This is a genomic window from Endozoicomonas ascidiicola, from assembly GCF_001646945.1.
Taxonomy (GTDB): domain Bacteria; phylum Pseudomonadota; class Gammaproteobacteria; order Pseudomonadales; family Endozoicomonadaceae; genus Endozoicomonas; species Endozoicomonas ascidiicola.
On record NZ_LUTV01000004.1, the window covers coordinates 349,487 to 362,229 of the forward strand.

The following is a 12,743-nucleotide window of genomic DNA, read 5'->3' on the forward strand; positions in this document are numbered from 1 at the left end:
GAGGTCTAGCTGCTCAACCACCTCTACAACAAAGCGAGCAAGATGCACCTCTGGCAGATAATCCTGAACAGTGGCAGGAAAAAAGTCAGGGATGTCTCGGTCAATGGGTCTGAAAGTCCATTTGTTCATTGGCTGGCTGTCTTTTACGATCTTGCGGGTATTATACTCAAAAGTTGTTCTAAGTCCGACAGGCTCCTAGCTGTTTCCTCATTGATTCCAGTTCTGGAATCTGAAGTGCAAAGTGCGTGATTCCCAATTTGTTTATATTCGGAAAATAGTTGGTCGTAGAGCTTATTTTGCAGGGTGTTGCGAACTGGAATAGCTCGATTTTTGCTGAGCCGGCTAGCGCCATAAGAAGAATAGTAACGTTGTCATCTTTGTATTGCGTCTGAGTGTGAAATCCAAAAAGGCTGTAGAATTTTTCGCATTCTGCGATATTGCCACAGGTTATGGATATATGATGAACGACGATAGTCATAGGTTTGCACGGATGTGTGGAGTGATTAAATCAGTTTAGCTTCAGTAGAAAAACGCAGCCCACCGAGTAGGGAATTTTTTCTTTTCTTTAATGTACGACAGTAGCTTTGAGAGCGGCATAAGACGTAAAGCCTCTCTTGCTTCACGAAAACCATCGCCATAAATGGGGTCTGGTGTTAATGCGATTTGTTTGCGCCGGAACTCTGCATCTTTTGTGTCCAGATTTTTGAGCCAGATGTACTCCATGAGCACGCACATGCCTTCTTCGACTTTTAGAGGAAGATCCAGAAAATAATTATAAAAAAACCAGGCATGGGTTAATTCATGAATCATCACGGTTCGGAAATGTTCTTCTGGCAGGTTGATCTGAATCAGGATGCAGTCAAAATTTCTCGCCAGAATCTCCCCGCGACTATGAGTGGTATTGGTGCGAGTCACGCCAAGAATGGGGTGGTTGTCATGGAAATTATGATGACTGGCGCCATTCAGCTCATCTCGGCCACATAGAAATACTGGGGTCTGGGTGGAGTTTAACTTTAAACCGACGGAGGCCAGTGCGAAGCGCATTTCTTCCGCAATCTGATCCGCTTGTGCCTGCGTGGAGACGCCGTTCAAGCTGCACTGATTGCAAATCACGACACCGTCGGGATACTGCATGGCACCATCGGTGAGGTTGTCGCAAACCAGTCGGCCGCAGCTGGAGCATTCCGGATGATTTTGATGTTGATCGCAATAGGGGTTACCCCAAAAATCAACAAAATACCGGCGAGTTAGTGGTTTTCTGCATACTGAGCATTTTTTGTTACCCCTGGTTGGTATGCAGGCAGGGTGCCAGGGCATTTTGTTGTGTTCAACGTATTCTGCTGAAATCGGTTTTTTGCAGCCCGGGCAGCGAACACACTGAGAGTGATACAGTTTTTTTCTAAATACTACAAATGAGCCACCTTGCAGCGGTTGCCGGCAGCTTTTACAAAGCAGGCAATGTGGATGCCAATGCTTGCCCATGGCATTCACGACATTACCTGATATTGGTTTTCTGCATCCCTTACAAATTTTCACAAATAGTATTGATAATATTGAGTGCTGTGCTGTTAGTTCAAAGATAGTGATCGGCAGACATTCTCTTTAAACGACTGGCTTCTGCATGATAGTACTGGCTTGTCGTCTGAATGGAGTCATGTCCTGCAAAAATCGCGAGATCTTCAATATCCATCTTACGCGCCAGATGGGTTAATGCTGTGTGCCTCAAAGCGTGGAATGGCATTGTGCTGAGTCGGGCTTTCAGTTCCGGTTCAGCATTGACTGCACATCGGTTCATAAAGGTTCGCCACCATTGTCTTAACCCTCTTGGGGATAGGGCGCATAGGGTGTTATTTAGCATCCTGTGCCTGGGTGCCAGTGGAAATGTGTCACCATAAAGATTATCAATGCCGTATAGCTGCTTGAGGTCCATGATTGTGTCTCGAAGCTGGTTGTTGAGCGGGATATGCCGGCGCTTTTTCCCTTTGCCCAGTACACTTAAGTAAAAACCATTGTCGTTATCTGGATGTATATCGTTACAGTTGTGATGGGTGAGTTCAGATTCTCGAAGTGCCAGTCCATATCCTAAAGCGATGATGTATCGGGTTCGAGCTGCCTCCATCTTTTGACCTGATGTATTAGAGGGTAGGTGGTCAATACACTTCTTGATGAATTCCCAGTCTGAGTCATGAAAGTAACGTACGACGGTATTGCCTCGGGCCAGTTTTTCGCCAGATCGGATCAGTGCTGCAGTTGGATTCCCTGTAATGTATCTGTTTTTCTCCAGAAACGAGAAAAAGGACGACAACACATCGATCACCTGATCGGTGCTCTTTCCGGGCTTTATGGAAGACTTAAACAGCACCCTTTCTGGTTGGCCGGGTAGAATGCCTTGGGTTGTCCAGTGATATGGCAGTGTTTGAATGAAGGTCAGGTAGTTTTGTAAATGCTTGAGTCGTACGCTTTGATAGCTGACTTTTAGCTCAAAGTATAAATAGGCAGTGAATCGGGTGATTTCACGATCGTAGCGCCTTAGGGTTTCTTCAGAGCGTGCGCCGGCTTTCTGAAGATAGAATTGCAGGGCTTCTGCATCATTTTTGGCGCCAAGCATATTGTCTTGATGCAGCGGTGATGCCTGGGGCGGGGCAGGTGGTAGCTCCATTACAGCGGAGCCAAATATAGTCATGATACTACTCATTATTTTTTACCAGACACTGCCTTCTCGAAGGCTTCAGCGGCACCTTTGAGGTGTTCTACTTCTAATTCGAGCTGGTTAAATCTGGCCAGTTTTGATTCGTTTTTTTTCAAAATTGATTCCAGCTGTGCTTTTGATTGCGAAATATCATCCAGTTGCCGCTGAAGGTGGATCTGTTCTTTTTTGTCGCTTAGTAGTTCTCTAACCGTCGCGATGATCTCGGTGTTGCCACAATCCAGAAGAAGACTGATCATCTCAGCTATGTCTGAGGAGGTCTTAAGGTCTTTGGTTGTTGCTGCAAGATCATTTTTTTCTTCGCACGCCTTCAGATAAGCGCGGGATTTGTTTTCCAGACGGTTCTCTAACTCCATGAGAGTTTTGCTCATAGAGTGGATTTTGTCATTCTGGTAAGTGATGCTTTTTTCGAGACTCTTTTTGGCTCTTCTCTCATCATCCACGACACCTAACCAATGATTGATTTGCTCCTGGTGTCGTTGGTCTAGCTGTTTTTCAAGCGCTTTCACTGATTCCTGATGGTCTTGCTTTTGCTCATTCAATGCGTCAATGGTCTGAATGCTGCACTCTTGCTCCTGCTCAAGTTTTGATTGCAGGGAGTGTATTTGTAGAGCCTGCTGCTTCTCTGTCTCTTGGCATTGTCCCAGCTCAAGAGTTATTTGCTCGTTCGTCGTCTTATATTCTCTATTTTCTTTAGAGAGCGTTTCATTTTTTTCAATCAGCTGTTGAATGGTTTGCTTGAGCTCATCGATTTCCTGATTAGACGCTTCTTCCTGTGAGCGTTGCTGCTCAGTCAGGGAGTGCTTCCACTTGCCAATCTCTCGCTTCAGGCTTTTTACCAGATCCTGAGGAAGTTCAATGTCTTCATCTTTACTCAGGTCGCTGAGAAACCGCCATTCGTTGTAATAAGGAAGAATGGTTTGCTTACCCATCTTACCCAGTCGTGCGATTTTGTCCGCGTTTATCCGCTCTCCTTTCTCCTGCAGTTCATCAAGAATATGAAAGATTCGGGTTCGCTTCATGTCGCTTTCTGTAGATTCCTGCATTTTCGTTGCTCTCGTAGAACTGATAATACCAGTATTATAATACTGGTATTATCAGTTCTATCAACAATTACTTTAATGCCGGTAACTATTCTTACCGGTACTAAAATGTAGTTTTGGCGAGATATATTAAAAAGATGACTAAATTAAGGTCTCGATGAACACTGAAAGCATTACCAGGTTGTCAGGTACGAGGGCGTTAGATTTGGAGGCGCAAAAGAACAATTTTTGCGATCAACACAACGTGCTCAGTAAGTGGGGGAGTAGGGGGCATACTGAGAGAGGGAATGTGACTGGAGATAAATAGGAGGAGGGCTCAGGTATTAAGAGTAACTGCATAGATACTCTTATTGCATAGGGTGAGCCCTGAAAACCCCTCCCTTACTTAAAATTACGAGACTTTTGCTTTATTTTTTCTACCAACTTCTTACCTTTGGCGCTTAGAGTCAGCTTGAAATAACGGCCATCGTCTTCATGTTGAACCTTCTTGATCAGTCCAAGTCCTGGACGATCATGACGGCCTTCGCCAAGACGCTTAACACTGACAGCAATATCGCTAGGTGTCCCGCAGGTCAATTTTTCAGAGTTCACAAGATCGGTGATGGTCTCACCAGGGTTCTCAGCCACTACAAGAAGTATTTGCCACTGGATTACGGTCAGCGGTTGTTCTTGCATAAGTTGAGTCAGTTTAACCAAGCCTTTTAAAGTCATCGGCAGTTACCTTTTTTAGAGTTAATTTTCAGGGCTGTTGTGAACTAAGAATGTCGTTTATTTTCATTCCTTGTTGGCTAAATCCCTTTGTTCACAACACTTGTGGTGACTGCTATACCAAAATAAATATTAGACAGTTTTCTACTGTCTTAGCAAGTTTATGGACGCAGTCGTTAAATATTTCGGCAATAAGTAACAAAACTGTTACGTTAGGGAACAGGTTGTCAGGAAAAGTTCAACGCTTCCCAGAGTGAATGTCTCCCATTAAAAGTCTCTATTGTTCGCCTATGGCTTTGACAACAGTTTTCAGAAAAAATTCTATAACTCCAAACGTTCTACGAAGGTATCGCCTAAATAATGCCAAGTATTCGCATAATATATATTATGTTAAAACAATGAATAACCATTCATAAAGCATAGTTACCCATCATTAATTTTACTCCCTTCCTGCGAAATCGTCATAAATGCCTATGATAATAAGGGTTTAACGCTGGTAGCATGGTCTGGCTTGGACGCGCTTATTTGAATAGATATACATTTGATCTGAATTGCTATTCATTCTGAAAACCGGTTTTTATTCTTCTTAATAACTATAAGCAGTATTTATTATGCCTACTAAGTCTAAAAAGCCGTGCTTACACCTGCAAAAAACCACCCGTTTTGAGCGCCTGGAATGGCATTTGGAGCCTGAAAACGCCGCGATACTCTGCCACCGTTGCCCAAATACCGTTCGACGATGGATTAATGGCGCACCCATTGACCGGGTGCTCAGCCTGAATAATGTAGCAAGTATTTAAAAAGCATCTACTCTATTAGTAATAGACTACTGACGTTTATGTTTGCTGCCATGCCTGCCCAGATACTTTCTTCAAAAAACTCCGAAACCCAAGTTCTCATCACTATCCAGCATGGAAAGTCAATGCTGGAGTTTGAAGAGCAGTTACAGGACGAGCTTAATGATGCTGGCCGTCTGGCATCTGCCAAACAGCTGGAATACCTCGACACTGATGGCTCTCCTATCCAGCTTGGCTCCATCAGTATGACCTGCAAGAAAAAGAAGGAACTCAAGGTTTATGAGTCTCCATGGGGGCAATGTCCAGTAGAGCGCTATGTTTATCAGAGCAGTAAGGGAGGTAAAACGTTCTGYCCTCTTGATCAGAATGCRCGCATTGTCGTYAACTCGACGCCAGCATTTGCTCGYATGGTCAGCTGGAAGTATGCCAACATGRCTGCTCCTCAGGTTGAAGCAGATTTGCTTCAGAATCACAGGMGATCAAGCAGCCGGGCYACGCTTAAAGATATTTCTGATGTCGTGGCCAGTATTGCCCAGGCAAAAGAAGAAAGCTGGACTTACGACATTCCTCAACTACCAGAGCCAGTAGCTACCGTATCTCTTGGCCTGGATGGAACAACTCTGCTCTATCGTGATGGCAACTACCGCATTGCTATGTGTGGAACCATTTCATTATTGAATGATGACGGTGATCGACTTCATACGATCTACTGCGCTGCAGCGCCTGAATATGGCAAGCAAACCTTTATGAAGCGATTTTCTGCAGAGATWGAAAAAGTTAAACGACGATTCCCTGATGCCACTTATGTTGGYGTCGCSGATGGTGCYCCCGATAACTGGACTTTCCTTAAGCCTTTTGTGTCCGTTCAGGTTCTGGATTTTTATCATGCTTCTGAGTATGTGGCAGACGCCGCGGAAGCGATCTATCCGGGAGTTAAAAACAAGCAACAACGACATGCATGGCTGAAAGAAAAACTCCATGAGCTGAAACATGAAGTTGGTGGGGCGCAGCGCCTGACCAAGGAGTTAAAGAACTCATCACCGGGGAATAATCGTCTGGCCTCGATGGAGAAGCTGTACAAGGCAAGAACCTACTTTAAGAACAACTGGAAAAAGATGGAATATCCGGAAGCACTAAACGCCCATTTACCCATCGGCTCTGGGGTTACTGAAGCTGCCTGTAAAATATTAGTGAAACAGAGGATGTGCAGATCAGGTATGCGCTGGAAAGAAGAAGGTGCCTCAATGCTGTTAACACTCCGAGCGATCATATGTTCAACAGGACATTGGTCATCTTTTTGGAAAAAAATGAATCAATACGGTTTTCCAATTACTCATAACCTTCAGACAGGACATTGATCAGGCTGAGCACCCTCTGAAATATATGCAATTTTCTCTGGTGTACCTATTAAGGAGAGTGGACATAGTGTTCGTTCTGGAAAGTACATTATTACTGTTAAAACCCATACATACATCCGCCCTACCCTTGCTTCCTGATATTGGGCAGCAGTGGCATGTGATCGGTCCATTTACAGTTAATCAGGCAGCTGATTCTTCACTGCTTCAGGCATATTTCTTCCAGGAACCACCTCTTCCATCAACCATTGTTTTAATACGACAGAGAGTAGATTCCTGTATTTCCTTGCCTCATCCGATCCCGATGTTATTTTCTTTGAGACCTCTAGCGCCAACTTGATTGAATCTTGGCTGAAATAATTGTCTGCAATCAATTTGTTATTTTTTCTACGCGACATAAGTGAAAACACAGATGGCTCACCAAGAATCCTGATAAACTGATTATGCTCTCCTGACACCACATTTCTGGCCATATGCTCAGCAAGCACCGTCACCGGCTCTCTTTGCTCGCTATCTAACCATCGCTGAACCGCTTCTCCCCCACGGCAAATCCGACCACACAGATGATAAAAATAATCATATACCTGTACGCTGCTTAATTTCTGGAAGCCCACAAATGTATGCAGTGAGTAGTGCTGCATCGCCAACATATCTCGATCCATTCTGGGCAAATAAACCGTTCTCACACCATCAAAATATTTAATCAGCTTTGACCATTCTTTGCTTCGATCTTCAATCGCATGAAACAGCGTTAATAGACCTTTTTCAAAAGAGTCAGCATATTCTCCACAAAGAAACGGTTTATCCATACTCAGGGAATGACGATTTCCAACCTTTATATAATTATTTATGACCAGCTCATGCTCCATCAGATCAGCCTGCCGGATCTCACCGTTGTCAAGCTTGAAAGAGCAATGACGGTATCGGGCATTGTGAAACTGCTCTAACACACACATTAACTGAGTCTTACCCAGCGCATAATTGCCAATCCCACGGGCGCTCCCACTTAATGGCCGGTCAATTTCAGCAAGAACGGCGTTCAATACTTCAGCACTGAAAGCCGTTTTGGCATCCACAATATAAGGCACACCTTCACTGGTGATGACATTACGATGATGCAGATCACCCAAACCAAGAAGCAACGATAAACCAGAGATCACGCCCAACTGTCGATAATATTTTTGAGCCTGAGTTTTATTGAGAACATTACCAACACCAGCCTGAACAAATTCGCAATAGCCATAATGAAAAGCATCGTGACAGGGCAACATTTTTAAAGTAGCAATCGCTGCATCACCCAGTAGAGGGTTCAGAAGAGCAGCGACATTATTATCCTGCTTTACCTTTCCCACAATCATCTGATCCATCGAAATATCTCGATTCTTATAGACCAGCTTTAATCCACAACTAAAGTGAAGAAATGCGATCAGTTCGGCGCCATCACGCTCAGGAATCACAATACGTTCTATGCGACCCATCTCACCGCCATCAGAAACAAAATATTTTTTAATGGCAGGTACATCCTTTCCCAGCCGTTCAAAGAGTGTTTTCACCTCTCTTAAATAATGAATAATCTTAAGGCGATTTAATCGATACCATAGAGGAAACTCAGAACTGAGATAGCGAATGCCTCCACGTTCATCGATGTGATCCAGCATTTCCGCATATTGATAATTACCTTGAGCCTCCGCTGCCCAGCCAATCGCCTGCAGTAGCTGTTTATCAAGATGGTGAAAAATGGGCTCCAGCAGTTCAGCTCGAAGCTTCCCATTCTCAGTCTCCCCATGATAGGCCGTCATTATGCCATCCAGCCAACAAAGCAATGGTTCAAGAAGGTGAAACCTATGGAGTTCAGCAACCTCTATGTGACCAGCAACCCCAGAAGACAACTTGGACTCTTCCGGCCACCATCGATGCTGATTTAATGAAGTTGTTACTGCCCTTTTATCCACCACCTCCAAAAGCTGGTATTTCAACATCCACGACAACACTAACAAAGCACCTTTCTCGCCATTTGACTGATGTTGTAATTCAGCCAGTGTTTGTCCTTCAAGACACGTTTGAGCGGCCCATTTAACCCTATCTATATTTAGATAGGCGCTTATTTCTTCATAGAAAAATAGCGATTCAGCACCCAGTAATACTCTGATGCCCCGTTCTGTGGTTTTGAGCAGACTGTCATTAGAAAGCAGCTGGTTTGGATAATGCTCAAAGACCCCGTGATAGGAAAAACCCACATTTCGGCGAGAAAGGTTTGAAACCGAAACAGCCTGTTTACCCAGGAGCTCAACCTGTACATGATATTGTTGAACAATGGACTCCCATGCGAATAATGCATTCACCCGTTGTCGTCCAGCCTCACCAATGTCGGACAGAATGCCTAGGTGTTCTATCAATTGATGAATAATGCTGGCGCACTGAACAGTATCAACGGCTGTGCTTTGTGCCTGAATCAAATGCGCCTGATCCATCGAAAAAACACCTGCTGGTCGTGAGATATGATCCAGATTGGCCGACCGAGCATCCACCAGATAACCACTTACCCCATCTTCCACTAACTCGCTGTAACCGTTCCAGTTTGACAGTACAGTTACACGTCCATATGCCATAGCTTCCAGCGGAGCCAGACCAAAACTCTCTTGAACATTGTCTGATAGAGAAAGAAATACGTCAGAAGCCAAAAGCAGCTTTTGCTTTCTCTGGTCATCGATAGAGAGTTCGAATTGTATACAATCCTCGATATTTAATTCATAGGCTTTACTGAGAATGCTTTGAATGGCGACACTGGCGGCATCCCCTGAACCCGCAACCACCCAACGAACATTCCTATGACCATAGGATTCAACCAGTTCGCTAATCACCAATAACATGGGGTGTAAATCCATCTTATCCGATGGCGATATTCTTCCCAAACTCAGGATAACAAACTGATCTTCCTGATAACCCAGCTCTTCTCTGACACCATCTCGCCCCTCCAAACTGCAGCCATTGATTTCAACACCTAACGGCAGATCCAACAATGTGCCTTTATAAGGCAATGCCACACCAAGACTGTCCGAAATTCTCGAACTTGCTGAAGACAGCAATCGTCGCATCACCGTTTTCTGTGACTTGCTGCTGCAGAGAATTGCATCGGATGGCTTAAGAGGTGACAGTATTAAATCCCTGCTTTTCGACAGATCTGAATCCGTACTTAGCGTGTGGGCACGACCTGTAATAGGAAAAGGCTCAATACAATAGGCATCACGCAAAGCACAAAGCTGACCTATCCAGGGATCCCCATGGTGGAACACCTGATACTGAACCTTGGAGAAGTAATTATGAAGATCATGAACTGGAAGAAAACGAATCGTTTTGTCACTGCCATAACGGCTCAGGTAATCAGCCCAACTGGACTTAACCGTTTGCACTTGCTGCAAATGGGTGAATAGATGGATTTCCGTAAAGCGACTGTAGCGAATGATCGCTTTCAGAAATTCATCATTCGCTCGGCACAGTCCGTTAAAATATGCGTTTCCTGCACTACCAACAATACTGCCGAAAATGGCAGAGCGAGCTGGCGTTTTTTTTGAAGGCATATCACTGGGACCTGCAAGGATAGATATACCTTCTTTATCGCACTCAAGGGGAGTTCTATTAGGGCATAAGCATCATTGCTGTGGAAGGTGGGGGTTGACGGTTACCACCGATAACGTTTTTGTATAGCTCATAGTTATTTGTAAACTCTGAGAATTGATCCTCGAGCAAACCAAGACTCAATCCATTGACAGGTGACGAGCTATATAGAGCCAGGACATTTATTTCATCGTCAATACAAAGAGAAACACGCTCAGACGCCATCAGCATTAAGTTGCGTTCCAACAACTTTTTAATAAGTTCTTCACGCTTTTGAATATCCAGAGGAAGCTCCTGCAGGGCGCCATAAAGATAAACCCGACCATTCGCCTGAAAACAAGAAACTTCCATATTCTTGTCAATGGTCATCGTGTAACGATTATTCTGCGGTTCCAACTCTTCTAGCTGCTGCCGGGCAGCGAAGTCTTTCATTAATTGATCAAAACCCATAGCGTCCCTGCTCCTGTGGTTTGATGATCCGGAAGGCTGGATTGCCTGCTGTCCGGATCATCTTTAGCATTTGAATTCCATCCTTAAATAAGAATAGTTGACCAATATCACTCCACCAGCGGCCCTGGCTGCGCTTTCACCTCACAGGATTTCAGCGCCATGCGCTTAAAAACAGCAACAAGTACCAGAAAGGCAACCAAAGCCGCAACAAAACCAACGGTGAAAGACTCAGCTATCCCCATGCCCAGATAGCCAATCATGGACACCACGGCGATGCTCAGCGCGTACGGTAACTGGGTATTCACATGATCCATATGGTGACATGAGGCACCAGTGGATGACAGAATCGTGGTATCCGAAATCGGCGAACAATGGTCACCAAAGACTGCGCCAGCAAGAACAGAAGCCAGCATTGGCAACATCATGGCGATATCTGCAGCAGCAGCCATATCTCCGGCAATGGGCAGCATAATGCCAAAGGTTCCCCAGCTTGTGCCTGTTGCAAACGCCATAATCCCAGACACAATGAACAAAATCACTGGCAGATAACTGGGTGAAATATTGCCACTGACGAGGCTGGCCAAATACTTTCCGGTTTCCAGCTGCCCGATAATCCCGGTCAACACCCAGGCAAAGATCAGAATATAAATGGCAGGCAACATCGACTTACTGCCTTCCACGATGGCTTTCTGCCAGATAGCACCATCAATTTTCCTGTTCAGCAACCGTATTACAGCGTAAACGAGGCCAATCAAACCACCGGAAATCAAAGACAGAGTCACATCGGTGTTTTCAAAAGCACCTAACACAGAGAAAGCCAGCTTGTTTTCAGTAAGCGCAGATGCTCCCGTCCAGATCATAGCTGTCAGTGTTGAAATAACCAGTACAACGATAGGAGAAACCAGATCCGAAACCCGGCCATGCTCATCTTCCTCAAGCTGGGGCGCACCAGGCGGGTTTCCTTTACTGGTATCGAAAAGCTTACCAGCCAGAGCCGCGTTCTCATGCTTAGCCATTGGCCCTACATTCAAGTCCATCGCCGCTGTGCACATAACCATGGCCAGGGCGAAAACCGCATACAGGTTCATTGGCACCATACTGAGGAAGGAAAACACCGGACTACCATCAGAAAGCCCATGCGTGGCCATAATGGTACCAATCAAAGCAATGATATAGGCTCCCCAGCTGGAGATCGGCATAATCACACAGATGGGTGCCGCCGTAGAATCAATGAGATATGCCAGCTTGGCTCTGGACACGCGATGACGATCCGTCAGAGGCTTACTAATGCTACCTACCGCCAGACTGTTAAAATAATCATCAATAAAGATAATAATGCCCAGAAAGACGGTCAGCACCTGGGAGCCTTGGCGGGTTTTCACACGTTTTCTAGCCCACTCACCAAACGCTTTCGCTCCACCGGAAATACTGATCAAACTGGTAATGATGCCCAGCACCACCAGAAACAACAGAATATAAATATTGCTTAGATTAAGGCCTCCATCCCAGAACACATCCACGAAGCCATCAAAGATACGCTGAAGGGTGATGAGAGGATTCAATCCGGTCAATAGCAATGCACCGGTGACAATACCCGCTCCCAGCGACCAGAGCACTTTTCGGGTAATAACCGCAAGAATAATCGCAACAGCAGGCGCTAATAACGATATCGACGTATCACTAAAACTGGTCAATTCCATACAACTGATCTCGTATTTCTGATCCCACCAGCCAGTGTATTCCATAATTGGAAAGTTTGACGGGAGAATTATCATTTGATCAGGAGGCAAGTGTACTTCAAGGGGGTGCAGACTAACGCTGCACGCTTCGACAGTACCCGTTAGCTCTCCACAGTAAAAACTGTGACAGTAATACACTTATTCAATGCACTACCAGCAAGCCGACTCGACAGTCCGACTCACTTCGGCACTGTTTCCTTTCTACTGGGCTACGGTTGTCGTCCTGACCCAATGTACTGATAAACAGCGCGCCTCTAAACAGGAAGAAGAGGATCACAGGTTAAAGCGCAATCTTAAATACTGACCGCGCCAACCCTGAAGGGTGCATT

General features: G+C 45.1%; 9 protein-coding genes and 1 riboswitch. Of the genes, 2 read left to right on the forward strand and 7 right to left on the reverse strand.

What is annotated here, in order from left to right; all coding sequences use genetic code 11:
- Positions 1-519: 519 nt before the first annotated feature.
- The 4 genes from AKL11_RS12155 to AKL11_RS12170 form a co-directional block, all read right to left on the reverse strand.
- Entirely contained in the window at positions 520-1,536 is a 1,017-nt protein-coding gene (locus AKL11_RS12155; protein WP_301335654.1) for a protein DA1, read from the reverse strand.
- 37 nt (positions 1,537-1,573) lie between these two features.
- Positions 1,574-2,683, reverse strand: a complete 1,110-nt coding sequence (locus tag AKL11_RS12160; RefSeq protein ID WP_157673539.1) for a tyrosine-type recombinase/integrase — start codon at positions 2,681-2,683, stop codon at positions 1,574-1,576.
- Positions 2,684-2,694: 11 nt separating this feature from the next.
- Positions 2,695-3,753 (reverse strand): DNA-binding protein, encoded by a 1,059-nt coding sequence (locus AKL11_RS12165; protein WP_067585600.1) that lies wholly within the window; start codon positions 3,751-3,753, stop codon positions 2,695-2,697.
- A gap of 378 nt (positions 3,754-4,131) precedes the next feature.
- Entirely contained in the window at positions 4,132-4,461 is a 330-nt protein-coding gene (locus AKL11_RS12170; RefSeq protein ID WP_067517756.1) for a MarR family winged helix-turn-helix transcriptional regulator, read from the reverse strand.
- A 608-nt stretch (positions 4,462-5,069) separates the two neighbouring features.
- Here AKL11_RS12170 and AKL11_RS25180 point away from each other — a divergent pair.
- Together AKL11_RS25180 and AKL11_RS12175 are read left to right on the forward strand one after the other, a co-directional pair.
- Positions 5,070-5,258, forward strand: a complete 189-nt coding sequence (locus AKL11_RS25180; RefSeq protein WP_157673540.1) for a hypothetical protein — start codon at positions 5,070-5,072, stop codon at positions 5,256-5,258.
- A gap of 50 nt (positions 5,259-5,308) precedes the next feature.
- Positions 5,309-6,613, forward strand: coding sequence for an ISKra4 family transposase (locus tag AKL11_RS12175; RefSeq protein WP_067518446.1), 1,305 nt, complete (start codon positions 5,309-5,311; stop codon positions 6,611-6,613).
- Between the two features lie 176 nt (positions 6,614-6,789).
- Here AKL11_RS12175 and AKL11_RS12180 read toward each other — a convergent pair whose 3' ends face one another.
- From AKL11_RS12180 to AKL11_RS12190, 3 genes are all read right to left on the reverse strand, one after another.
- Positions 6,790-10,188 (reverse strand): glycosyltransferase, encoded by a 3,399-nt coding sequence (locus tag AKL11_RS12180; RefSeq protein ID WP_067517758.1) that lies wholly within the window; start codon positions 10,186-10,188, stop codon positions 6,790-6,792.
- 58 nt (positions 10,189-10,246) lie between these two features.
- A complete protein-coding gene (locus AKL11_RS12185; protein WP_067517761.1) occupies positions 10,247-10,675 on the reverse strand; it encodes a CesT family type III secretion system chaperone in 429 nt (142 codons plus the stop codon).
- Positions 10,676-10,782: 107 nt separating this feature from the next.
- Positions 10,783-12,375: a Na+/H+ antiporter NhaC family protein gene (locus tag AKL11_RS12190; protein ID WP_067517763.1), complete on the reverse strand. Its 1,593-nt coding sequence runs from the start codon at positions 12,373-12,375 to the stop codon at positions 10,783-10,785.
- Between the two features lie 133 nt (positions 12,376-12,508).
- Positions 12,509-12,679, reverse strand: a riboswitch (Lysine riboswitch).
- Positions 12,680-12,743 lie beyond the last annotated feature (64 nt).

Bases quoted from the DNA above. Each gene is read 5' to 3' on its own strand.
- AKL11_RS12190 (WP_067517763.1), bottom strand. From the start codon at position 12,375: ATGGAATTGACCAGTTTTAGTGATACGTCGATATCGTTATTAGCGCCT.
- AKL11_RS12160 (WP_157673539.1), bottom strand. From the start codon at position 2,683: ATGACTATATTTGGCTCCGCTGTAATGGAGCTACCACCTGCCCCGCCC.
- AKL11_RS25180 (WP_157673540.1), top strand. From the start codon at position 5,070: ATGCCTACTAAGTCTAAAAAGCCGTGCTTACACCTGCAAAAAACCACC.
- AKL11_RS12180 (WP_067517758.1), bottom strand. From the start codon at position 10,188: ATGCCTTCAAAAAAAACGCCAGCTCGCTCTGCCATTTTCGGCAGTATT.
- AKL11_RS12165 (WP_067585600.1), bottom strand. From the start codon at position 3,753: ATGCAGGAATCTACAGAAAGCGACATGAAGCGAACCCGAATCTTTCAT.
- AKL11_RS12170 (WP_067517756.1), bottom strand. From the start codon at position 4,461: ATGACTTTAAAAGGCTTGGTTAAACTGACTCAACTTATGCAAGAACAA.
- AKL11_RS12185 (WP_067517761.1), bottom strand. From the start codon at position 10,675: ATGGGTTTTGATCAATTAATGAAAGACTTCGCTGCCCGGCAGCAGCTA.